General features: G+C 71.2%; 21 protein-coding genes and 2 tRNA genes. 8 read left to right on the plus strand and 15 right to left on the minus strand.

Annotation, left to right across the window (positions count from 1 at the left end; translation table 11 throughout):
* Positions 1 to 46: 46 nt before the first annotated feature.
* The 15 genes from FIP57_RS23200 to dnaA all read right to left on the minus strand — a co-directional run bounded on the left by FIP57_RS23200 (position 47) and on the right by dnaA (position 16,214).
* Positions 47 to 661, minus strand: coding sequence for a TetR/AcrR family transcriptional regulator (locus FIP57_RS23200; protein WP_162529745.1), 615 nt, complete (start codon positions 659 to 661; stop codon positions 47 to 49).
* Between the two features lie 151 nt (positions 662 to 812).
* Positions 813 to 1,067, minus strand: coding sequence for a hypothetical protein (locus FIP57_RS09725; protein ID WP_148573326.1), 255 nt, complete (start codon positions 1,065 to 1,067; stop codon positions 813 to 815).
* Positions 1,068 to 1,114: 47 nt separating this feature from the next.
* Positions 1,115 to 2,377, minus strand: a complete 1,263-nt coding sequence (locus FIP57_RS09730; RefSeq protein ID WP_148573327.1) for a hypothetical protein — start codon at positions 2,375 to 2,377, stop codon at positions 1,115 to 1,117.
* Between the two features lie 123 nt (positions 2,378 to 2,500).
* Positions 2,501 to 3,427 carry a collagen-like domain-containing protein gene (locus FIP57_RS09735; protein ID WP_148573328.1) on the minus strand — a complete coding sequence of 309 codons (927 nt, stop codon included), beginning with the start codon at positions 3,425 to 3,427 and terminating at the stop codon, positions 2,501 to 2,503.
* Between the two features lie 102 nt (positions 3,428 to 3,529).
* Positions 3,530 to 3,602 (minus strand) — tRNA-Ala (locus FIP57_RS09740).
* 30 nt (positions 3,603 to 3,632) lie between these two features.
* A complete protein-coding gene (locus FIP57_RS23615; protein ID WP_203231152.1) occupies positions 3,633 to 3,770 on the minus strand; it encodes a DLW-39 family protein in 138 nt (45 codons plus the stop codon).
* 29 nt (positions 3,771 to 3,799) lie between these two features.
* Positions 3,800 to 3,873: transfer RNA gene (locus FIP57_RS09745), tRNA-Ile, on the minus strand.
* A gap of 85 nt (positions 3,874 to 3,958) precedes the next feature.
* Positions 3,959 to 4,900: a DUF3566 domain-containing protein gene (locus tag FIP57_RS23985; RefSeq protein WP_148573329.1), complete on the minus strand. Its 942-nt coding sequence runs from the start codon at positions 4,898 to 4,900 to the stop codon at positions 3,959 to 3,961.
* Complete coding sequence (gyrA, locus tag FIP57_RS09755; protein ID WP_148574125.1) at positions 4,900 to 7,539, minus strand: DNA gyrase subunit A; 2,640 nt, start codon at positions 7,537 to 7,539, stop codon at positions 4,900 to 4,902. The genes FIP57_RS23985 and gyrA overlap by 1 nt, the downstream gene beginning before the upstream one ends.
* A 361-nt stretch (positions 7,540 to 7,900) precedes the next feature.
* Positions 7,901 to 9,991, minus strand: a complete 2,091-nt coding sequence (gyrB, locus tag FIP57_RS09760) for a DNA topoisomerase (ATP-hydrolyzing) subunit B (protein WP_148573330.1) — start codon at positions 9,989 to 9,991, stop codon at positions 7,901 to 7,903.
* A 339-nt stretch (positions 9,992 to 10,330) separates the two neighbouring features.
* Positions 10,331 to 10,876, minus strand: a complete 546-nt coding sequence (locus FIP57_RS09765) for a DciA family protein (protein WP_148573331.1) — start codon at positions 10,874 to 10,876, stop codon at positions 10,331 to 10,333.
* The gene (recF, locus tag FIP57_RS09770) at positions 10,873 to 12,015 is read right to left on the minus strand and encodes a DNA replication/repair protein RecF (protein WP_148573332.1); all 1,143 of its coding nucleotides are present in this window, start codon (positions 12,013 to 12,015) and stop codon (positions 10,873 to 10,875) included. Before recF ends, FIP57_RS09765 begins: the two co-directional genes overlap by 4 nt.
* A 24-nt stretch (positions 12,016 to 12,039) precedes the next feature.
* Positions 12,040 to 12,966 carry a phosphogluconate dehydrogenase (NAD(+)-dependent, decarboxylating) gene (gnd, locus tag FIP57_RS09775; protein WP_148573333.1) on the minus strand — a complete coding sequence of 309 codons (927 nt, stop codon included), beginning with the start codon at positions 12,964 to 12,966 and terminating at the stop codon, positions 12,040 to 12,042.
* Between the two features lie 118 nt (positions 12,967 to 13,084).
* Positions 13,085 to 14,236, minus strand: coding sequence for a DNA polymerase III subunit beta (gene dnaN, locus FIP57_RS09780; RefSeq protein ID WP_148573334.1), 1,152 nt, complete (start codon positions 14,234 to 14,236; stop codon positions 13,085 to 13,087).
* A gap of 466 nt (positions 14,237 to 14,702) precedes the next feature.
* Positions 14,703 to 16,214, minus strand: a complete 1,512-nt coding sequence (dnaA, locus tag FIP57_RS09785; protein WP_420846685.1) for a chromosomal replication initiator protein DnaA — start codon at positions 16,212 to 16,214, stop codon at positions 14,703 to 14,705.
* Positions 16,215 to 16,833: 619 nt separating this feature from the next.
* Here dnaA and rpmH point away from each other — a divergent pair.
* The 8 genes from rpmH (at position 16,834) to FIP57_RS09825 (ending at position 22,674) form a co-directional block, all read left to right on the plus strand.
* The gene (gene rpmH / locus FIP57_RS09790) at positions 16,834 to 16,971 is read left to right on the plus strand and encodes a 50S ribosomal protein L34 (RefSeq protein WP_148573335.1); all 138 of its coding nucleotides are present in this window, start codon (positions 16,834 to 16,836) and stop codon (positions 16,969 to 16,971) included.
* Positions 16,972 to 17,015: 44 nt separating this feature from the next.
* Entirely contained in the window at positions 17,016 to 17,423 is a 408-nt protein-coding gene (rnpA, locus tag FIP57_RS09795; protein ID WP_148573336.1) for a ribonuclease P protein component, read from the plus strand.
* Complete coding sequence (gene yidD, locus FIP57_RS09800; protein ID WP_148573337.1) at positions 17,420 to 17,710, plus strand: membrane protein insertion efficiency factor YidD; 291 nt, start codon at positions 17,420 to 17,422, stop codon at positions 17,708 to 17,710. The genes rnpA and yidD overlap by 4 nt, the downstream gene beginning before the upstream one ends.
* The gene (yidC, locus tag FIP57_RS09805) at positions 17,711 to 18,721 is read left to right on the plus strand and encodes a membrane protein insertase YidC (protein WP_148573338.1); all 1,011 of its coding nucleotides are present in this window, start codon (positions 17,711 to 17,713) and stop codon (positions 18,719 to 18,721) included.
* Positions 18,722 to 18,764: 43 nt separating this feature from the next.
* A complete protein-coding gene (locus FIP57_RS09810; protein WP_148573339.1) occupies positions 18,765 to 19,325 on the plus strand; it encodes a R3H domain-containing nucleic acid-binding protein in 561 nt (186 codons plus the stop codon).
* Between the two features lie 50 nt (positions 19,326 to 19,375).
* Positions 19,376 to 20,029 carry a 16S rRNA (guanine(527)-N(7))-methyltransferase RsmG gene (gene rsmG, locus FIP57_RS09815; RefSeq protein ID WP_238993379.1) on the plus strand — a complete coding sequence of 218 codons (654 nt, stop codon included), beginning with the start codon at positions 19,376 to 19,378 and terminating at the stop codon, positions 20,027 to 20,029.
* Between the two features lie 654 nt (positions 20,030 to 20,683).
* On the plus strand, positions 20,684 to 21,571 hold the full coding sequence (locus FIP57_RS09820; RefSeq protein ID WP_275266161.1) for a ParA family protein: 888 nt from the start codon (positions 20,684 to 20,686) through the stop codon (positions 21,569 to 21,571).
* The gene (locus FIP57_RS09825; RefSeq protein WP_148573342.1) at positions 21,568 to 22,674 is read left to right on the plus strand and encodes a ParB/RepB/Spo0J family partition protein; all 1,107 of its coding nucleotides are present in this window, start codon (positions 21,568 to 21,570) and stop codon (positions 22,672 to 22,674) included. The genes FIP57_RS09820 and FIP57_RS09825 overlap by 4 nt, the downstream gene beginning before the upstream one ends.
* Positions 22,675 to 23,033: the final 359 nt, after the last annotated feature.

Here is a 23,033-nt window from a genome sequence, read left to right on the forward strand (position 1 = left end):
CGGCGTCGTGCCACGCGTGGAGACGCCGGTCAGCGGGCTGGGTGGCTCACTCGTGGAGCCGGTCGACGGTGAGCAGCAGCCGCACGCAGTGGGCGACGAACTCCTCGCGCCCGGCGGTGAGGGCGCCTTGCAGGTAGGCGGAGAACAGCGAGGTCAGAGCCCCGAGGAGCCCCACCGCGATCAGCTCGCGGTCCTGGTCGGAGACCTCGTCGGAGAGCTGCTCGCGGATCATCAGGGCGAGCATCCGCGCCAGCTCGAGCCCGCGGCTCGCCAGCACCCGTTCGGTCAGCGGCGCGAGGAGCAGCACCCGGCCCTTGCGCGGGTCGTCGAGCATCAGCCCGACGGTCGACTCGACGGCCGCCCGCGCCTGCGGCTCACCGGGCTCGAACGCGCGGGTGGCCTCCTGGAGCCGCTCCTTCGCCTCGGCCGCGACCCGCTCGAAGACCGCGACGACGAGCGCGTCACGGTCGGCGAAGGACTCGTAGAAGTACCGCTCGGTGAGGTGCGCGTGGCGGCACACGGCGCGGACCGCCACCGCGGACGGCCGCTCGCTGCCCAGCAGGTCGAGCCCCGCCGTCATCAGCTTCTCGCGTCGCGCCGCCCGGCGGTCCGACAACGTCGTCCCGCCCCACGTGCGCTCTGCTCCGGTTTCGGTCGCCACCCTCGATCCCACCCGCTTTGTGTGCTTTCGCTATCGATTGCACCCACCGGAAGAATACCCGTGTGTGACCTGGATCACGCGCACGGATCCGTGCGGCGCACCGCTGCCGGACGAACGGATCCGTGGTGCGGCGATGGATGGTCCGGATCGGTCAGGCGAGCAGGTGGCGGATGTCGCCGTGGGAGGTGTCCTCCAGCACGTGGGCCACGATCCGCTCGCGGGTCGCCTCGTCGACCTCGATGTCGGACTCCGCGATCGCGTCGTCGAGCTCCTTGCGGACGGTCGGCTCGTCGGCGCCGTCCTGCCAGGAGGTCACCCGGTCCACCACGGCCTGGAGCACGGCGAGGCGGGGGTCATCGGCGTCGGCGGACTGGACGGCGCTCTGGTCAACGGTCTCGTCGGTCATGGGGGCACCTTCCCCCCGTAGTCAGGGGGCCATTCACGTGGCGCCGGTCACCTGCGCCGCCGGGCCACCTTGTCGCTCGCGGCACGCAGCGGCCGGGTGACCCGCCAGGACCGGGACTGCTCCATCGCGCGTACCTCCTCGCGGCTCGAGGCGACCTCCTGCTCGAGCTCGGCGACCCGGTCGACGAGCCGGCGCAGCCGCGGTGACTTCGACACCCGGTGCGCCTCGAGCCGCCGGCGCAGCGGCTCCTTGTACTCGTCGTCGTCAGGAAGCCGGTCGAGGACGTCCTGGAAGTGAGGGACGACGTGCGGGCGGGGGAGCACGACCTCGACCAGGTCCTCCATCCGCATCGGCTCGGGGAACGCCTCGGCGGTCGGGAGCCCGACCGCGCGCCACTCCAGTTGGGTGAGGACGCACTTCTGGCAGTGGCCGCAGTTCCCGCCGCCGGCGTCCGCCTGGTAGCAGACCCGCAGCTCGCCGAGGAGCGCCGGGTGGTCGCGGAGGAACTCCAGCCGCTCGATGCGCGCATGGGTCCCGCCGGTCGTGACGACCGGGAACCACGGCGTGCCGAGGAGGTGGTTGATCGCCATCTGGCTGCCGAACGGCGGCACCAGCAGCTCCTGGTCGTAGCTGCGGTCGTTGGCATGCACGATCGAGGAGTACTGCCCCGAGAAGGTGTGCAGGATCGCGCTCAGCCCGCTGTTGAAGGCCATCAGCCAGGCGTTGCAGAACTCCTGCTGCCAGTTGGTCGACACGACCGCCAGCTCCACGTCGTACGCCGCGAGGGCGCGCTCGGCCTTCGCACGCGCCCGGGCGATCGCCTCGTGGTCGTCGTGGGCGAGGTCCCACCCGACGACGAGCACGCCGAGGTCGATGTCGCGGTTGAGCCGGCCCATCGTGCCGGTCTTGTGTGCGGCGAGAGCGAAGCCGGCGTCGACCCCGCCGCTGAACCCCATCACCGCGCCGGCCCGCTGCGGCAGCTCGGGTGGCCCGACCTCCTCGGCCGCGGTCACGGTGGTGTTCCCGAACTTGTCGGGGCGCCACTTGGCCCAGATCAGCTGGAACTCGTGGAGCCGGTCGAGGAGCTCGGAGGAGACCGGACCCTCGACGTGCAGGTCGCACCCCTCGGAGGCGGCGTACTGCACCAGCGCGATCGCGACGAAGTCGAGGTTCGGCGGCGGCGCGTCCCAGACCGGGTCCGGGCTGGTGTAGTCGAGGAGCCCGCCACTCTCGCCCGGCCCCTCCACCGCGACCACGATCTGGCGGTCGTCGGCACGGTCGAGCCGCGCCGTCATCAACGGTCGTCCCATGCCGTGCCCTCCTGGTGCCTGTGCGTGACCCCCGGAGGGTACAAGGGCGAGGAGCCGCAGGCCGCGCCCCGGGCGGGTGTCCCGGTGCGCGGCCTGCGGCGTCTGCGTGATCGGGGCGCCCGGTCAGGGGACGACGACACCACCGTCGACGTCGAGGCAGCGGATGCCGACGAACTCGGTCGGGGCCGTCGGTCCGCCGACCTGGAACTCGACGCCGTCGGTACCGATCGGCACCATGCGCTCGACCAGCGCCGTGCCGCCGTCGAGGGAGTGGTACGGGAAGAGCACGACATCGCCGGGGTCGCAGGTGAGGGTGTGGGTGCTGCGGCCGTCGGCCCTGGACGGCATGGCCGCGGTCCGCTCGTACATCGCGCCCGCGGTGATCCCGGCGCCCGCGGGGCCGGGCTCGCCCTGGGGTCCCTGCGGGCCGGCGGGGCCGGTTGCACCGTCGGCACCCTTCAGCGAGGACAGCCACTGCGCCTCAGTCCCCACGAAGCCGTTCCCGACGGCGACCTCGTAGGCGCTCGCGCCGGCGGGACCCTCGGCACCGTCGAGTCCCGGAGCTCCGTCCATGCCTGCGGCTCCGTCCTGGCCGTCGACACCGTCCCGACCGTCGACACCATCGACACCGTCGAGACCATCGGTGCCGTCGAGACCATCCGTGCCGTTCGCACCGTCGAGCCCGTCGGCGCCCTTCAGGGACTCGAGCCACTCGGCCTCGGTGCCCTCGAACCCGTAGGTCACGGCGATGTCGTAGGCGCTCGCGCCGTCGGTGCCGTCCACACCGTCACGGCCGTCGGCGCCCTTCTGCCCTGCCGCGCCGGCCTTGCCGCTCGCCTGCCAGGTCATCAGCCGCCCGCCGTTGGGGCACTCCTTCGTGCTGTTGGGGACGAGCCGGAGATGCGTCGACTTGGGGGTGACGCAGACGGTGATCTTGCTGCGCTCGATGACCGTGCCAGGGCTGCCGGCGGCGACGGCCGTGCCGCTCACGGTGGCGGCCAGGGTCGCGGCCAGGACGACGGCCGCAGCCGTCTTCTTGCGGGTGCTCACGTGCGGTGCTCCGATCTGGTGGGGTGACACCAGGTCATCGGCCCGCAGGAGAGGAACGTGAGAAAGTTGGAGTGACCAACCGATATGGTCGGGAACGGCGGGTGGAGCCAAGGGGACTCGAACCCCTAACCCCCTGCTTGCAAAGCAGGTGCGCTACCAATTGCGCCATGGCCCCTCGGCGTACGGCGGGCGCCGCACGGCGGGTTCAGCTGCGGGTGTCGCGTGCCTTCACGTCGTCGACGGCCTCGGCCCACAGCGCCTGCTCGTGCTGCGACTGCTGGGCCTTCTTCGCCGCGACCACCGCACCCGCGGCGGCCAGGGCCAGCAGGACGAGCTTCTTCATGCAGGATCCCTCCGGACGCGGTCGCGGGGTGGGCCTAACAGGACTTGAACCTGTGACCTCTTCCTTATCAGGGAAGCGCTCTAACCGTCTGAGCTATAGGCCCGCAAGGAGATGGCCAGGCGACGGCCTGACCGACAGGGAAGGTTACCCCACCGGCTGAGCGCCGCCCAAACCGGGGGAGAGGGTGCTCAGCGGTCGTCCTCGGCCAGCACGACCTCGAGCCCGCCGAGGAGGGCGGCCGCGAGGTTGTAGAGGAACGCGCCGAGCGTGGCGATGACGGTCACCAGCACCACGTCGACCACCGCGATGATCATCGTGAACCCCATGACCCGGCTCATGCCGAGGTACTCCTCGATGTCGAAGTCCTCGCCGGTGTCGCCGACCACGTCGGCCACCGTGGAGTTGATCGACTCCCACACGCCGGCGGCGCCGAGCACGGACCACACGACCGCCACGGCGACGACCGTGACGACGCCGAGGGCGACCGAGAGGAGGAACGCCGTCTTCATCACCGACCACGGGTCGATGTGGCTCAGCCGGAGCCGAGCACGACGGACCCGCCGCGGCGCGGCGGGCGGCCGGCCGGACTTGGGGGCGCCGGGGAGCGGCGAGCCGCCCTCGGCGCGCGCGGGAGCACCACCGGGCGGGGCCGCAGGAGCCTCGGGGCCGGGGTGGCGGTCACCCCGTCGGGCAGCCTTGCCGGGCCGCGGGTCGTAGGGCTCCGCCGGCTGCGGCTGCTGGGCCTGCACCGGCTGAGGGGCAGGATGCGCCTGGCCCTCGCCGCGACCGGCCGCCTGGGCGCTGGCCTGGGCGGCGTTGGTCGCGGCCAGCACGGCGGCGAACCGCTCCGCGCTCGTCGGCCGCTGCTCCTCGACCGGCCGGTGCTCCGCGGTCTCGTCGGCCCGGTCGTCCGGCTCGTCGGGGATGATCGGGGCCGACGAGGCGTACGCCGCGTTGATCCGCTGGCTGAGCTCCTGCTGGGGGTCCGGGGCCCCCGACCCACGAGGGTCCCGCCCCGGCGTACCCGGGTCGACGCCGCCGGCCCCGCCGGGCGCCCCCGCCGCCGGACCGCCCACCGGGCCGGTCACGGGAGGTGCCGCGGGCGAGTCCTCGGAACGTCGGTCCGCCATCAGGGCTCCCTCGTCTCCTCTGGGCCGTCTCCTGCGTCGCTGGCTTCGGCACCCTCCGCCGCGTCGACCGGGTCACCGGCCTCCGCAGCGCCCTCGTGAGGTGCGTCGCCGTCGATTGTGTCACCCGACCCCGAGGACACCTCGTCCAGCGGCGCCTCCACCGGCGCGTCGGCCACCGGGGCGGTGGCCTCGATCTCGGCGTCGTTGTCGAGCGCGGACTCCACGCTGCGGGCCACCCGGACCACCGCGTCGCCGCCGGAGACCCCGACGAACTTCACGCCCTTGGTGTCGCGGCTGGTGGCCCGGAGGTGGTGGTCGATCGCGCTGCGGGTGACCTGGCCGGACTGCTTGACCGCGAGCACCTCGTCGCCCTCGACCACGATGAACCCGCCGACCAGGTTGCCCCGGTCGTCGTCCTGCTTCATCGTCTTGATGCCGTAGCCGCCGCGCGACTGGACGCGGTACTCCTCGATGGCGCTCCGCTTGGCGAACCCGCCGTCGGTGATCGTGAAGACGTACTGCTGCGGCGTCGACTCGTCCTCCGCGTGCGGCCGGATCACCGACATCGACAGCAGGCTGTCGCCGGGGCGGAAGTCCATCCCCTTCACGCCCGAGGTCGCGCGCCCCATCGGCCGCAGCTGCGCGTCGTCGGCGTGGAACCGGATCGCCTGCCCCTTGCGGGAGATCAGCAGGATGTCGTCGTCCGGCCCGCAGAGCTCGGCGCCGATCAGCTCGTCGTCCTCCTCGCGGAAGTTGATCGCGATGACGCCGGCCTGCCGCGGCGAGTTGTAGTCACCGAGCCTGGTCTTCTTCACCAGCCCGCTGCGGGTGGCGAGGACGAGGTACGGCGCCTGCTCGTAGTCGCGGATGGCGAGCACCTGGGCGATCTTCTCGTCGGGCTGGAAGCTGAGCAGCCCGGCGACGTGGCCGCCCTTCGCGTCGCGGTTCGCCTCGGGCAGGTTGTAGGCCTTGGTGCGGTAGACCCGCCCCGCGTTGGTGAAGAACAGCAGCCAGTGGTGGTTGCTGGTCGCCATGAAGTGCTCGACGACGTCGTCACCGCGGAGGGTGGCGCCGCGGACCCCCTTCCCGCCGCGCCTCTGGGTGCGGTAGAGGTCGGCCCGGGTCCGTTTCGCGTAGCCGCCGCGGGTGATCGTCACGACGAGGTCCTCGTCGGGGATCAGGTCCTCCATCGACAGGTCGCCGTCCGCGGGGACGATCTGCGAGCGCCGCTCGTCGCCGTACTTGTCGACGATCGCGCTGAGCTCCTCGGAGATGATCTGCCGTTGCCGCTCGGGGCTCTCGAGGATGTCCTTGAGGTCGGCGATGACCGCCTCGAGACGGGCGAGCTCGTCGATGATCTTCTGGCGCTCCAGGGCGGCGAGCCGGCGCAGCTGCATGTCGAGGATCGCCCGCGCCTGGATCTCGTCGATCTCCAGCAGCGCGATCAGCCCCTCGCGGGCCTCCTCGACCGTGGGGCTGCGCCGGATCAGTGCGATGACCTCGTCGAGCGCGTCGAGCGCCTTGACCAGGCCGCGGAAGATGTGCGCCTCTTCCTCCGCCTTGCGGAGCCGGTAGCGGGTCCGCCGCTGGATGACCTCGACCTGGTGCGCCACCCAGTGGGAGACGAACTGGTCCAGCGTCAGCGTGCGGGGGACCCCGTCGACGAGCGCGAGCATGTTCGCCGCGAAGTTCGTCTGCAGCTCGGTGTGCTTGTAGAGGTTGTTGAGCACCACCCGCGCCACCGCGTCACGCTTCAGCACGACGACGAGCTGCTGGCCGGTGCGGGCCGAGCTGTTGTCCTTGACGTCGGCGATCCCCTGGATCTTGCCGGAGTCGGCGAGCTCGGCGATCTTCAGTGCGAGGTTGTCGGGGTTCACCTGGTAGGGCAGCTCGGTGATCACCAGCGTGGTGCGCCCCTTGGCGTCCTCGGCCACGTCGACGACCGCCCGCATCGTGATCGAGCCGCGGCCGGTGCGGTAGGCCTGCTCGATGCCCTGGCGCCCGACGATCAGGCCGTACGTCGGGAAGTCCGGCGCCTTGATCCGCTCGAGCAGCGCCTCGAGCAGCTCCTCGCGGGAGGCATCCGGGTTGGCCAGCGCCCACTGGACGCCGTCGGCGACCTCGCGGAGGTTGTGCGGCGGGATGTTCGTCGCCATCCCGACGGCGATGCCGGCGCTGCCGTTGACCAGCAGGTTCGGGAACCGTGCCGGCAGGATCGACGGCTCCTCGGAGCGGCCGTCGTAGTTCGGCGTGAAGTCGACCGTCTCCTGGTCGATGTCGCGGACCATCTCCATGGCCAGCGGCGCCATCTTGCACTCGGTGTACCGCATCGCCGCGGCGGGGTCGTTGCCCGGCGAGCCGAAGTTCCCCTGGCTGTCGACGAGCGGCGCCCGCATCACCCACGGCTGCGCGAGCCGGACGAGGGTGTCGTAGATCGCCGAGTCGCCGTGGGGGTGGTACTGACCCATGACCTCGCCGACCACGCGGGCGCACTTCGAGAACCCGCGGTCCGGACGGTAGCCCCCGTCGTACATCGCGTAGAGCACCCGGCGGTGCACCGGCTTCAGCCCGTCCCGCACGTCCGGCAGCGCCCGGCCGACGATGACCGCCATCGAGTAGTCGATGTACGACCGCTGCATCTCGACCTGCAGCTCGACGGGCTCGATGCGCCCCCCGAGCGGGCCGGGGTTGTCAGTCGTCTCAGTCACAGGTCATGTCCCTTCGGTGCGACGGCGCCGTCCGGTGCGCGGAGCGCGCCAGCCGGTCGGCCCGGAAAGCGGGGGGCCGGGGGTCGGTGTGCGGGTGCGGGGGAGGTGCCGTGCCGTGCGTAAGGGAGGCGCGGCGTCCCGTCGCCGTACGCGACCACAGGGAGAGCCCCGGACGACACGGCGACAGCACGGCGCGGGGCCGGACCCGCGGTCGCGCGCCGACCCCCGGACGACACCGACAGCACGGCGCGGGGCCGGACCGGCGGGCGGCCCCCAGCCCGCCGCCACAAGCTCAGATATCAAGAAACCGGACGTCCTTCGCGTTCCGCTGGATGAACGACCTCCGCTGCTCCACGTCCTCACCCATGAGGATCGAGAACATCTCGTCGGCCTGCGCGGCGTCCTCGAGCTGGACCTGGAGGAGGAGGCGGTTGTCCGGGTCGAGCGTGGTGTCCCAGAGCTCGTCGGGGTTCATCTCGCCGAGCCCCTTGTACCGCTGGACCGGGTTCTCCTTGGGGAGCTTCTTGCCGGCCTCGCGACCCGCGGCGATCAGGGCGTCACGCTCGGCGTCGGAGTAGACGAACTCGTGCTCGTGCGGCTTGTTCCACCGGATCCGGTAGAGCGGCGGCTGCGCGAGGTAGACGTAGCCGGCCTCGATCAGCGGCTTCATGAACCGGAAGAGCAGGGTCAGCAGCAGCGTGCGGATGTGGTGACCGTCGACGTCGGCGTCGGCCATCATCACGATCTTGTGGTACCGGAGCTTCTCGAGGTCGAAGTCCTCGTGGATGCCGGTGCCGAGCGCCGAGATGATCGCCTGGACCTCGTTGTTGGCGAGCACCCGGTCGATGCGGGCCTTCTCGACGTTGAGGATCTTGCCGCGGATCGGGAGGATCGCCTGGATCCGCGGGTCCCGACCGCCCTTCGCCGAGCCGCCCGCCGAGTCACCCTCGACGATGAAGATCTCGCACTCCTCGGGGTTCGTCGACTGGCAGTCGGCGAGCTTGCCGGGGAGGCCGCCGCCACCGAGGAGCCCCTTGCGGTTGCGGGCGAGCTCGCGGGCCTTGCGGGCCGCGATCCGGGCCTGGGCGGCCGACATCGCCTTGCGGACGATGTCCCGGCCCTCGGCGGGGTTCTTCTGCAGCCAGTCGCCGAGCTGGTCGTTGACCACCCGCTGGACGAACCCCTTGGCCTCGGTGTTCCCGAGCTTGGTCTTGGTCTGGCCCTCGAACTGCGGCTCGCCGAGCTTCACCGAGACGATCGCGGTGAGCCCCTCGCGGACGTCGTCACCGGAGACGCGGTCCTCGCGCTTCTTGATCAGCCCCCACTCCTCGCCCCAGTTGTTGACCAGGGAGGTGAGCGCGGCGCGGAACCCCTCCTCGTGGGTGCCGCCCTCGTGGGTGTTGATCGTGTTCGCGAAGGTGTGGACCGACTCGGTGTAGCCGGTGTTCCACTGCATCGCGATCTCGAGGCTCATCCCGGAGCCGTTGCTGGCCTCCGCCTCGAAGCTGATGATCGAGGGGTGGGCGGGGTCGCGCCGGCGGTTGAGGTGCTCGACGTAGTCGACGAGCCCGCGGTCGAACTTGAAGGTGCGCTCCAGCCCGCCCTGGGCGCCCGCGCGCGGCTCCTCGCCCTCGGGGACCTCGTCGGCGGTCACCGTGGCGTCCTCGACGGCCTCGGCGATCTCCTCGGCCGCCGGGCGGCGGTCCCGCACGCAGATCTCGAGCCCCTTGTTGAGGAACGCCATCTCGCGGAAGCGGTTGGTGATCGTCTCGAAGTTGTAGTCGGTGGTCTCGAAGATGTCCTCGCTGGCCCAGAACCGGGTGGTCGTCCCGGTCTCGTCGGTGGCCTCGTGGCGGACCAGCTCGCCGTCGGGCACGCCGTACGTGAAGGACTGGGTCCACCGGTAGCCGTCGCGCTTGATCTCGACCTCGAGCCGCTTGCTCAGCGCGTTGACGACCGAGACGCCGACGCCGTGGAGGCCGCCGGAGACCTTGTAACCGCCGCCGCCGAACTTGCCGCCGGCGTGCAGGACGGTCAGGACGACCGTGACCGCCGGGATCCCCTCGACGGGGTGGATGTCGACGGGGATGCCGCGCCCGTTGTCGATGACCTCGATGCCGCCGTCGTCGAGGATCGAGACGACGATCCGGTCGCAGTAGCCGGCCAGCGCCTCGTCGACCGAGTTGTCGACGACCTCCCAGACCAGGTGGTGGAGCCCTCGCTCACCGGTCGAGCCGATGTACATGCCGGGACGCTTGCGGACCGCCTCCAGCCCTTCGAGGACCTGGATGGCGGAGGCGTCGTACGACGGGGGGAGGGGGGTCGAGGGGGTGGTGCCGGGGTCGTCGGTCGGGGGGGTGGGAGGTACCGACTCTTGGGACACGAACCGTCCTTGCTGCAGGGATCGACTGACGTCGACGCGTTCGACACGGAGGCCGCTCCTGGGCGGGGCGACCGCACAACGAAGGCCGTTCCTCCCAGGGTCTGACAGGAAACGACCGCATCGTCGATCCTAGCGCGCGTGAGCCCGGAAACGCAGGGCGCCACCGTCTCTGTGGGCGACGATTCGACGAGGAAGGCCGTTTCTAGGGCTGCCAGGGGCTGTCACAGCGCTTGGGAGGGGGTGGCGTGGGTCCCCGTACGGGGTCGGGGGCCGTCAGCGGGCCCTGGAGGGGATGTGCGGCCCGACCCCCGCCGGGGGACCAGGGGTCGCCACCCCGTCTCAGCCGTAGGTGTCGCGCGGCCCGCGTCCGTCCCGGACCCACCGCGGCGCCCGTCGCGGCGGCGCCGGCCCGCGGACGTCGATCACGCGCACGGTGCCGTCGCCGAGCTCCTCGTTGAGCCGCCGCACCACGGTGGCGGCGAGGAGCCGCATCTGGGTGGCCCAGGCGGTCGAGTCCGTCTGCACCACGAGCCGGCCGCCGTCGTCCTCGCGCTCGAAGGAGACCGGGGTGACGTGCGCGGCGACCGAGCGGCCCACGATGGCGTCCCACCGGGAGAAGACCCCGTGGACCCGGACCTCCTCGCCCCACCCCTGTTCGGCGACCAGCCGGCCGAGGGTGGCGTCGAGCAGCTGGGGGTCGCGGTCGTCGGGGTGCGCCCCCGAGACCCGGGGGTCCGCCGGCGGGCGCCGTCGCTGGGCGCCCTTCCGCGGTCGAACCGGGTTGCGGGCGAGCGACCGGGCGATGCTGCGGGCGAGGTCGAGGCCGCTCTCGTCGTGACGCGGCTCCTCCGGCGTCCCGTCGGCGCGGGGCTCCTCGTCGCTCACGGTTCCTCCCGCCGGACCTCGATCCGGGCGCCGCTGAGCACCTCGGGCACGTCGGCGTCGACCGCGGCGGTCACCAGCACCTGCTCGGCGGGGGCGACGAGCTCGGCCAGCCGGTCGCGCCGGTCCACGTCGAGCTCGGCGAACACGTCGTCGAGGATCAGGATCGGGTCGTCACCGTCGGCCCGGAGCAGCTCGTACGACGCGAGCCGGAGCGCGAGGGCGAAGGACCAGGACTCGCCGTGCGAGGCGTACCCCTTCACCGGCAGCGTGCCGACGGAGAGCGCGAGCTCGTCCCGGTGCGGCCCGACCAGGGTGATCCCGCGCTGCCGCTCCTCGGGGCGCCGGCGCTCCAGTTCCACGTGAAACATCCGGGCGACCCCGTCGCGCCGCGGCGGTCCGTCGGCCTCGACCGGCTCGTGGGACACCGACGGCTGGTAGCGGACCGCGGCGTCGTTGCGGCCGGCGTCCTTCGCGACGGCGGCGTACGCCTCCGCCAGCCGGGGCCCGAGCTCCTCGACCAGCCGGGCCCGCTCGACGACCAGCTCCGCCCCGAGCCGGACCAGCTGCTCGTCCCACACCGCCAGCGTGCTGTCGAAGTACTCGTCGCCGCCCCGCGCCCGCCCGCCGCGGCCGAGCGCGTTCTTCAGCAACGCGTTGCGCTGCTTGAGCACCTTGTCGTAGTCGGCGCGGACCCCGGCGAGCCGGGGCGCGCGGAGCACGAGCAGGTCGTCGAGGAACCGGCGGCGCTCACCGGGATCGCCCTTGACCAGGGCCAGGTCCTCCGGCGAGAACAGGACGGTCCGGACCAGACCGACCAGCTCGCGCGCCCGCGGCAGCGGAGAGCGGTTGACCCGGGCCCGGTTGGAGCGTCCCGGGTTGATCTCGACCTCGAGGAGGGCCGTCCGGCCGTCCTTCACCACGGCGGCCCGGACCACCGCCTGCTCGCTGCCCTGCTTGACCAGCGGCGCGTCCGACGCGACCCGGTGCGACGAGAGCCGGGAGAGGTAGTCGATCGCCTCGACGATGTTGGTCTTGCCCTGCCCGTTGCGCCCGACGAACGCCGTGACCCCCGGGGTCAACGGGACCTCCAGCTCGGCGTACGAGCGGAACGCGTGGAGCGTCAGGTGGGAGACGTGCACCGACGGACCCTCATCGTGGCGTGGTCACTCCTTCGACGGGGGCTGCTCGGCGTCGGAGCGCGCCTCGGCGGGGCGCTCGTCGGCCTTGATCTGGTGGCCGCCGAACTGGTTGCGCATCGCCGCGACCGCCTTCATCGCCGGGCTGTCGTCCTGCCGGGAGGCGAACCGCGCGAAGAGCGCGCCCGCGATCGCCGGCACCGGCACGGCGTGCTCGATCGCCGCCTCGACGGTCCACCGGCCCTCCCCGGAGTCCTCGGCGTAGCCGCGGATCCCCTCGAGCTCGGCCCGCTCGTCGAGCGCCGCGACCAGGAGGTCGAGCAGCCAGGAGCGGATCACCGTGCCCTGGCGCCAGGAGCGGAAGACGTCGGTCACGTTGTCCACGACGTCGACGGCCTTGAGCAGCTCCCAGCCCTCGGCGTACGACTGCATGACGGCGTACTCGATGCCGTTGTGCACCATCTTGGAGAAGTGGCCGGCGCCGACCTTGCCCGCGTGCACCCAGCCGAACTCGCCCTCGGGGCGGAGCGCGTCGAAGATCGGCTGCGCGAGACCGATGTTCTTCTCGTCGCCGCCGGCCATCAGGGCGTAGCCGTTCTCCAGCCCCCAGACGCCGCCGGAGACCCCGCAGTCGACGAAGCCGATCCCCTTGGCACCCAGCTGCTCGGCGTGCGCCTGGTCGTCGGTCCAGCGGGAGTTGCCGCCGTCGATGACCAGGTCGCCCTCGGAGAGCAGCTCGCCGAGCGCGGTCACGGTCGCGTGCGTCGCGTCGCCGGCGGGGACCATCACCCAGACGACCTTGGGGCTGGGCAGCGCCTCGACCATCGCCTCGAGCGAGTCGACGTCACTGACCTCAGGGTTGCGGTCGAAGCCGACGACGGTGTGGCCGGCGCGGCGGATCCGCTCGCGCATGTTGCCGCCCATCTTGCCGAGTCCGACGAGCCCGATCTCCATGCGTTCTCCTCGCGGGGGTCGCGTGGCCCCGCTGCTGGCGGGTCCCACCCTGGTGGCTGTCGGTGCCCACGGTACGACCGGGGCGCTGAGCCGGCCCGGGGACGCCGGTGCCGTCGGCTCAGCTGAGCAGGCGGCGGGGCATCAGGAGGTACTGGAAGGCGGTGTCCTTCTCGCCGTCCTGGTCCGGCACCCCGGTGATCACGGCAGGCTTCGCCGGCAGCGTGAACGCCAGCTCCACCACCGGCTGCTCGATCGCGGTCAACCCGTCGAGCAGGAACTGAGGGTTGAACCCGGTGGTGATCGGGTCGCCCTTGACGAGCGCGTCGATCCGCTCGGTCGCGACCGCCTCGTCACCGTGGCCGGCGTCGAGCGTCAGCCCGTTGTCGTCGAACATCAGCTGGACGGCGGTGTTCCGCTCGGCGACGAGCGAGACGCGCTTGACCGCCTCGATCAGCGAGGCGCGGTCCAGCCGGGCGACGGTCTTGTGCTCGGTCGGGAACAGGGTGCGGACCCGGGGGAACTCCCCGTCCAGCAGCCGGGTGGTGGTGCGCCGGAAGCCGCCGGAGACCTCGCCCTCGAAGCCGATGATCCCGTCGCCCGAGCCGCTGCCGGAGAGCGCGATCGTCACGGTCGAGCCCGCAGTGAGCGACTTGGCGGTGTCGGCGAGGACCCGGGCCGGAACCAACGCGTGCGCCTCGGCGTCGGTGCTGGCCAGCGGGTTCCACCCCAGCTCGCGCAGCGACAGCCGGAACCGGTCGGTGGCGAGCAGTGAGATCTGGTCGCCGACGATCTCGATCCGCACACCGGTGAGCACCGGCAGCATGTCGTCGCGGCCGGCCGCGGTGACCGCCTGGCTGACCGCCTGGGCGAACAGCTCGCTGCTCACGGTGCCGGTGGACTCGGGCATCGCCGGGAGCGAGGGGTACTCGTCGACCGGCATCGTCTGGAGGGTGAACTTCGCTTGGCCGCAGGTGAGCACGACCTTCGCGCCGTCCACGGCCATCGTCACCGGCTTGTTCGGCAGGCTGCGGCAGATGTCGGCGAGCAGCCGCCCCGAGACCAGGGCCCGCCCCTCGTCCTGCACCGAGGCCGGGATGCTCGCCCGCGCCGAGGTCTCGTAGTCGAACGTCGAGAGCACGAGCCCGTCACCGGCGTCGGTGGTCTCGATCAGCAGCCCGGCGAGGACCGGGACGCTCGGGCGGACGGGGAGGCTGCGTGCTGCCCAGGCGACCGCTTCGGTCAGCACGTCGCGCTCGACGGTGAACTTCACGAGAGTGAGCCTCCTGTGTGGTCGGCCCGGACCCGGACCGAGCCCCGGCGCGGCCCGCGGACCGGTCCGGGGTGGAACGACAAGAACGGTGGGGCTGAGCATCCTGCCACGCGACCTCCGCCGGCGGCAGGGCGGTCGGCCCCCTTCGACGGTCCCGTCGTGTCGTCCTGGCGGGTTTTCCCCAGGTGGGGGGCCGAGCAGAAGTTCACCGAGGTCGGAGCCATGGAATTGCTCGTGACCGTAGTAGGAGCCGTGGAAATTGTGGAGAACTCGCGTTCCCCCAGGTCAGCGCCGCTTCTCGGATGCACAGCGGCTGTGGGGGACGGTGTGCGCGACACCGCCGTGCTGTGCAGCGAACGACACGTTCCCGAGCCGGCTGCCGAGTTCTCCACACCCGCTCCACGACGGGCGCCGGGCTCTGCACACGGCGATCCCCAGGAACGTGTGGTTCGCGACGCCGTGCCGGTCATCCCTGACGGGCCTGCTGCTTGATGCGGTTCGTCAGCTCGGTGACCGTGTTGAACGTGCTGCGGCGCTCGGCGAGCTCGCCCCGGATCCGGTTGTTGGCGTACATCACCGTCGTGTGGTCGCGGCCGCCGAACTGCTGGCCGATCTTCGGCAGCGAGAGGTCGGTCAGCTCGCGGCAGAGGTACATCGCGATCTGCCGCCCGGTGACGAGGTTGCGCGAGCGGCTCGGACCGCAGAGGTCGTCGATCGAGAGCCCGAAGTACGACGCGGTCTGGGCGATGATCAGGCTCGCGGTGATCTCCGGCTCCGTCCCCTCGGGGATCAGGTCCTTGAGGACGATCTCGCTCAGCGTGAGGTCGACCGGCTGCTGGTTCAGGCTGGCGAACGCGGTCACCCGGATCAGCGCGCCCTCGAGCTCGCGGATGTTGGTCTGGATCTTCGACGCGATGAACTCGAGCACCTCGGGCGGCGCCGTGAGCCGCTCGATCGCCGCCTTCTTGCGGAGGATGGCGATGCGGGTCTCCAGGTCCGGCGGCTGGACGTCGGTGATCAGTCCCCACTCGAACCGGTTGCGGAGCCGGTCCTCGAGCGCCTCGAGCCGCTTGGGCGGCCGGTCGGAGGTGATGACGATCTGCTTGCTCGCGTTGTGGAGCGTGTTGAACGTGTGGAAGAACTCTTCCTGAGTCTGGATCTTGCCCTCGAGGAACTGGATGTCGTCGATGAGCAGCACGTCGACGTCGCGGTAGCGGCGCTGGAAGGTCGAGGTGCGGTCGTCGCGGATCGCGTTGATGAACTCGTTGGTGAACTCCTCGCTGGACACGTAGCGCACCCGTGCGCCGCTGAAGAGGCTCCGGACGTAGTGACCGATCGCGTGCAGCAGGTGGGTCTTGCCCAGCCCGGAGTCGCCGTAGATCAGCAGCGGGTTGTACGCCTTGCCGGGCGCCTCGGCCGCCGCGACCGCTGCCGCGTGGGCGAACCGGTTCGACGAGCCGATGACGAAGCTCTCGAAGACGTACTTCGGGTTGAGCCGCGCCTCTTGGGCCGTCCCGCCGGTGTGCCCTCCGGTCGAGGGTGCCGGGGCGGGGCCCCGGCCTGCCCCCGGACCGTCGGCCCGCATCCCGAGTCGATCCGACGATTCGTCGCTGGAGCGATTTGTCGACATGTCGTTGAATCGCCGTGACGATTGATCGTCCTGCTCGCTCGACGGACGACCGCCGCTCGGCTCTGCCGGCGGCACCAGGTCCGGGTTGACGGTGAGCGCCAGCCGCATTGGGCCTCCGAACGCCGAGGCGAGCGAGTCCTCGAGCCGGCTGCGCAGCCGGCCCTCGAGCTGGTTGCGGGTGAACTCGTCGCCGACCGCCACGATCACGGTGTTCTCGTGGAGCGTCAGGGGTTGGCTCGCGCTGAGCCAGACCCGCTGGTTGGGAGGCAGGTCCTCGAGAAGCTGGGACCAGACCGCCTGCAGCTCGTCGGACGTCCTCGGCCGCTGTCCCGAACCGTCGAGCTCCACGCGCTCGCCCTCCCTGTGAATTCCGGGAGGACCGGGGACACCCGGTTCTCCGCCTCTGCGAACCTGCGTCCCCCGCGGCCCGGCCCGCCGGTGCGCCGGCTCCGAACACGTGTCCACATCCTTTTCCACAGGTTGTGCACTCGCCAACGGGTCTGGTAAAGCACCGGCCCCGAGCCCACCGGCCTGCGCCTGCTCGGCGGTCGGCAGCTGCCGACCCGGATCCGGGCATGCGCCACCGAACCCAACTCCGAGGGTCGGAGCGGGGATCGTCGAGAAGGTGGGGAAGAGCCCGGAACGCCGGGGAACGGAGGCGACGCTAACAAGGTCCTCCACCGGCGGGCAAGCAGTTCTCCACAGGGTGCGAGACCACTCACGGGCGGCGTGATCGACGCCTCTCCACAGGGTTCCGCGACGCGCCGGAAGCCACGCCGAGGAGCGGCTCCGGGTGACCGGAACGGTCCCGTTTGACCCGACTAGGCGGCGCGACGTACCGTGGGATGTCGACCGGTTCGACTGGTGCTGCATGTCCGCGCGCGCGGCGGGACCCGTTCCCGCGCCACGGACTGCCTTGCGCCCCGGGTGACCCCAAGCCTTTGCCTCATCGACATCGGAGAGCCACGTGAGCAAGCGTACGTACCAGCCGAACAACCGCCGTCGCGCGAAGACGCACGGTTTCCGCCTGCGCATGCGTACCCGCGCCGGCCGCGCCATCCTGTCGGCCCGGCGCAGCAAGGGCCGCAAGCGGCTCGCCGTCTGACCGTCACGGGTTTCCCCCTGCCCGTGGTCGGGCTGTGACGTGACGTGCTGAAGCGCGAACACCGGCTGACCGACGGGCCCTCCTTCGGCCGTGCGGTGCGTGCCGGCCGTCGCGCCGGCACCCGGACCCTCGTGGTGCACCTCGCGGCCCCGGAGGCCGATCAGGCCGAGCCGCGACCCCCTCGGGTCGGGCTCGTGGTCGGCAAGGCCGTGGGGAATGCCGTGGTCCGCAACCAGGTGAAGCGCCGGCTCCGACACTTGATGCGGGAGCGAGTGACCTCGCTCCCGCTTTCTGCGTTGGTCGTGGTCCGTGCCCTGCCGGCGGCGCCGACCGCGTCGTACGCCGAGCTCGGGGACGACCTCGACCGTGCGTTGGCGCGTGCCCGGACGCCGCGGGACGGTTCACGCGGTTCCGGTGGTTCCCGTGGCCCGGGGTCGGAGCAGCGCTCGTGAAGTGGGTCCTGATCTGGCTGCTGCGGGGATACCGCTTCGCGATCAGCCCGCTGTACGGCGAGGTCTGCCGCTACTACCCCAGCTGCTCGGCCTACGCGCTGGAGGCGGTGACCGTCCACGGCAGCATTCGTGGCTCCTGGCTGGGGGCCCGCCGCCTCCTCAGGTGCCACCCCTGGGCGGCCGGTGGGGTCGACCCGGTCCCGCCGGCCCGCGTGTCACGCCGCCACCGCGGCTACCGTCGGGCGAAGCACCCCGATTCCATGTCTCAGCGGATCCAAGGAGCCTGAGTGTTCGAGTTCTTCGGTGATGTCGGTGGCGCGATCATGGCGCCGCTCTACTTCATCACCTCCGTCATCCTCTCGGGGTTCCACAATCTCTTCGGGGGCATCTTCGGGGACGACTCGGGCGCCGCCTGGGCGTTGTCGATCATCGGCCTGACGTTGGTCATCCGGGCCGCGCTGATCCCGCTGTTCGTGAAGCAGATCAAGTCGAGCCGCAACATGCAGCTCCTCCAGCCGAAGCTGAAGGAGCTGCGCGACAAGTACGGCCACGACCGCGAGCGGTTCGCCCAGGAACAGATGAAGCTGTTCAAGGACACCGGCACCAACCCGCTGGCGTCCTGCCTGCCGCTGATCCTGCAGATGCCGATCTTCCTGTCGCTCTTCCGATTGATCGACCGGGCGGCGCACGGCGAGACACGGGGCGTGTTGAGCCAGGACCAAGTCGACTCGCTGGCCCAGGCGAAGATCTTCGGGGCGCGGATCGCGGACACGTTCACCGGTGCCGAGGGCGAGTCGGCCACGGCTGTCCGGGTGCTCGCCGGCCTCCTCGTCATCGCGATGACCGCGACCACGTTCCTCACCCAGCGGCAGCTGATGACCAAGAACATGCCGCCGGACGCGCTCAAGGGGCAGTACGCCCAGCAGCAGAAGATGCTGCTCTACATCCTCCCGTTGGTCTTCGCCATCGGCGGCATCGCGTTCCCGATCGGCGTGATCATCTACTGGACCACCTCGAACCTGTGGACGATGGGTCAGCAGTTCTACGTGATCCGCCGCAACCCTGCCCCGGGCACACCGGCCGCGAAGGCGAAGGAGGAGCGGGACGCGCACAAGCGGGCCCGCAAGGGGCTCCCCGAGCCGGAGTCGACCGGCACCACGACGACCGCCGTCGCGGCTCCCTCCGAAGCCGAGCGACGTCGGCAGCAGCCGAAGAAGCAGTCGCGCGAGCAGCGCAAGAAGGGCAAGGGCGCCCCGCCCCGCGGCTCCGGCCGCCCCGCCGGCGGCAAGCCTCGCTGACCCCTTCTCCCCGCACCACCCGCACCGAGTACCAGGAGCAACAGTGACCGACCAGACCACCGAGCAGACGGCCGAGCAGCCCGTCGACACGGCCGCCACGCAGGACACCTCCGGCGCCACGGGGTCCGACCTCGCTGCCGAGCGGATCAAGCAGCTTGAGAACGAGGGCGACATCGCCGCGGACTACCTCGAGGAGCTCCTCGACATCGCGGACCTCGACGGCGACCTGGACATGGACGTCGAGGGCGACCGGGCCTCGGTCTCCATCGTCGGCGGTGACCTCGACAAGCTGGTCGGCCGTCACGGCGAGGTGCTCGACGCGCTGCAGGAGCTCACCCGGCTCGCGGTCCTCCGCGAGACCGGCGAGCGCTCGCGGCTGATGCTCGACATCGGCGGCCACCGCGCTCGGCGCCGCACAGTGCTCGAGGGGCTGGCCACGGACGCGGTCGAGAAGGTCAAGAAGACCGGGGAGCCCGTCTCGCTCCAGCCGATGACGCCGTTCGAGCGGAAGGTCGTCCATGACGTCGTGGCCGGCGCCGGGCTGGTCTCCGACTCCGAGGGGACGGAGCCCAAGAGGTACGTCGTGGTGCGGCCGGCCTCGTGAGTGAGGCTGTTTCACGTGAAACACCCCCGCCACCTCCTGAGGCAGCGGGGGTGTTCGCTTCTGCTCTGGATGCGGTCGCGGCGTACGCGGAGCTCCTGGCGCACGACGGCACCGAACGCGGGTTGATCGGTCCGCGGGAAGTCCCGCGGCTGTGGGAACGCCACCTCCTCAATTGCGGTGTCGTCACCGACGTGATTCCCGAGGCCGCGACCGTGTGCGACGTCGGCAGCGGGGCCGGGCTACCGGGGCTGGTGATCGCCATCCGGCGCCCCGACCTCAAGGTCACGCTCCTGGAGCCGCTCGCTCGCCGGACCCGGTTCCTCGACGAGGTCGTCGAGAAGCTCGGCCTCGCCAACGTCGAGGTGGTGCGCGGCCGCGCTGAGCAGCTGCACGGCGAGCGGAGGTTTGACGTCGTCACGTCGCGCGCCGTCGCCCGCCTCCCGAAGCTGCTTGACTGGTCCTTGCCGCTCGTCGCTCCCGGTGGCGCGATGGTCGCGATGAAGGGTGGATCGGCGCCCGACGAGGTCGCCGAGGCACGGCCCACGCTGCGCGCGTTCCACGCCGACGAGCCAGAAATCATCACCATCGGCGGAACCCTGCTCCCTTTCCCCACCACGGTGGTCCGGGTTCGAGTGAGCGACGGGGCCCCACTAGATTCGTCGCGTCGCTCGCCCTCCCGCCGGAAAGGCCGGCGCAAGCCCTGACCGCCATCTCGAGGAGCCGTCATGTCGGGAACCCCGTCGGCACCGGTCGGCCGTTCGGGCGCAGGTGGTCGCCGGGCCGCGCCGCGACGGGGATGGTTGGCGGCACTCCGTGAACGGCGGCGGGCGCGGCAGGGAGTTGGGCCTGCTGTTGCTGGCTCGAGCGGTCCGGACGGCCATGGTGGCGCCATTACGCAACCGGACAGGTCGAGCAGCGACCGGCGCTCTTCCGTTTCACGTGAAACCGAGGCTCCGGCGGGCGGCACCCTGGCCGGGTCGGCGTCGGGAGAGGACGTCGAGGTTTCACGTGAAACAGCGTCCGAGCCGCCGCAGGCCATGAGCATTGCAACCACCGAAGGCTCCGAAGCTTTCCGTGAAGCGGGCGGACCCGGTGCGGTCCCATCGCCACCCGCCAATGTGAACCACCCGCCGGTTCCACGTGAAACATCAAGCGGTCAGCGCGAGGAGACTCACTCCGCCGTTTCACGTGAAACACCCCCGTCGGTGCCGGGGGATCCGGCGGTGTCGGAGGACACTAGGGGGACGAATCGACGCAGTGATGAGCCAGCCGCGCGCCGTAACGGCAGCAACGAGGCATTGAGGAGAAGTGACGTGACCATGCCCTCGCAGGTGGAGCCCAGGGAGGAAGGTGCGCCGATGTCAGACGCGACTCCCCTGGCCACTGCGGTCGAGTACTCGCTGCGGTTGCGCCAGGAGATGGCTCGCCGCGAGCCGCTCCCCCGTCCTGAGCGCACGCGGGTCATGGTCGTCGCGAACCAGAAGGGCGGCGTCGGGAAGACGACGACCACCGTCAACCTCGCCTCGACGCTCGCTCACCACGGACAACGCGTTCTCGTGATCGACCTCGACCCGCAGGGCAACGCGTCGACGGCCCTGGGGATCGAGCACCGCCGAGGGACGCCCTCCTCCTATGACGCACTCGTCGACGGTGTCCCCCTCGCAGAGATCGTGCAGCCCAGCCCCGAGTCACCCAACCTCCTGGTCGCGCCCGCCACCATCGACCTGGCCGGTGCCGAGATCGAGCTGGTCAGCGTGGTGGCCCGCGAGAACCGGCTGCGGAAGGCGATCCACGGCTTCGACCGGGTCTTCGCCGACGGCGAGGACCGGCTTGACTACGTGTTCGTCGACTGCCCGCCGTCTCTCGGGCTGCTCACGTTGAACGCCCTGGTTGCCGGGGACGAGCTCCTCCTGCCGATCCAGGCCGAGTACTACGCGCTGGAGGGTGTCGGCCAGCTGATGGAGACCGTCGAGCTGGTCAAGGCCAACCTGAACCCCGGTCTCGAGATCACCACCGTCCTCCTCACCATGTATGACGCCCGGACTCGTCTTTCCGCCGGGGTCGCGGAGGAGGTCCGTCAGCACTTCGGGGACCGGGTGCTCCGCACGGCCATCCCTCGCTCGGTCCGGGTCTCGGAGGCGCCGAGCTATGGCCAGTCGGTGATGACCTACGACCCGGCGTCACCCGGGGCCCTGAGCTATCTCGAAGCCGCACGCGAGCTGTCCAGCAGAGGAGTCCGGGTATGAACGACAGAGTTCCTCCGCGCCGTGGCCTCGGCCGTGGCCTGGGATCGCTGATCCCCACCAGCCCCGCTCCGACCGAGGAGCCGAGCGACCGCGCTGGCGTGGCCGTGCTCCCCGGGAGCCGGCCTGACAGCGAGTCGGGCTCCCCGGCTCCCCGTGACGCCGACTGGATCGGACGGGTCGGAGCCGTCGGCGGCGGCGACCACCGCTCCGACGCGACCGGGGCTGACGGTGGCGCCGCGAGCGGCGAGGGCGAAACCGCAGGTCAGCGCCTTGCGCCTGTCGACGGCGCCTGGTTCGCCGAGCTCCCGGTCGGCTCGATCACGCCGAACCCCCGCCAGCCTCGCCAGGTCTTCGACGAGGAGGCGATGGCCGAGCTGGTGCACTCGATCCGCGAGGTCGGGCTCCTGCAGCCGGTTGTCGTCCGGCGGCTCGGGGAGGACCGCTACGAGCTGGTCATGGGTGAGCGTCGGTGGCGAGCGACCCAGGAGGCCGGGCTCACCGTCATCCCCGCGATCGTGCGGGACACCGGCGACGACGCCCTGCTCCGCGACGCGTTGCTGGAGAACCTGCACCGCGCGCAGCTGAACCCGCTCGAGGAGGCCGCTGCCTACCAGCAGCTCCTGGACGACTTCGGCTGCACCCACGAGGAGCTCGCTGCCCGGATCGGGCGAAGCCGTCCTCAGATCACGAACACCCTGCGGCTCCTCCGCCTGTCCCCACCCGTCCAGCGCCGCGTCGCGGCCGGCGTGCTCTCCGCGGGCCACGCCCGGACGCTCCTCGGCGTCGATGACGAGGCCGCCCAGGACCGGCTCGCCTCGCGCGTCATCGCGGAGGGGATCTCCGTGCGTGGGCTCGAGGAGCTCGTCGCCGTCGGGGACCTCGGGAGCGACGAGAAGCCGAAGGTGAAGCGGATGCGGCCCAGCTCGCCCGCTCTCGACGACCTCGCAGCGCGGTTGTCCGACCTCTACGAGACCCGCGTCAAGGTGGACCTCGGCCGCTCCAAGGGCCGGATCACCATCGAGTTCGCCTCGCTGCCCGACCTTGAGCGGATCGTCGGCCAGATGGATCCGACGTACGAGCGACGCCACACCGACGAGCAGTAGGCCACGCGAGACCCGGCTCCCGACCGAGCCGACCGAGCGCGGACGCCGGTACGGCCCGGCACCCCGAACGAAGCGCGAGGGTCAACGCACGCGCCAGCCACTCTCCGTCACCCCGCGAGAGGCGGCGCAACACTGCCTGCCTGACGTTTTGTCGACAAAACGGCTTAGCGACTCATTAACTCATTGCTTTGTCTTGGAAGCGTTAGAGCGGTTTGTCGACGAGCCGCTTTGGCGGCAAGCCGAGCAAACGACTCACCGACAAGCCCACACATCGCCTCATCGACGAAGAGCCCGACGCGGACGTGACCGGCACGACCCGTGACGCGACGGCCGGCCGGCCGTTGATCCAGAGACGGCAG

The organism is Nocardioides caldifontis, assembly GCF_008087345.1.
In the GTDB taxonomy this organism is placed as follows: domain Bacteria; phylum Actinomycetota; class Actinomycetes; order Propionibacteriales; family Nocardioidaceae; genus Marmoricola_A; species Marmoricola_A caldifontis.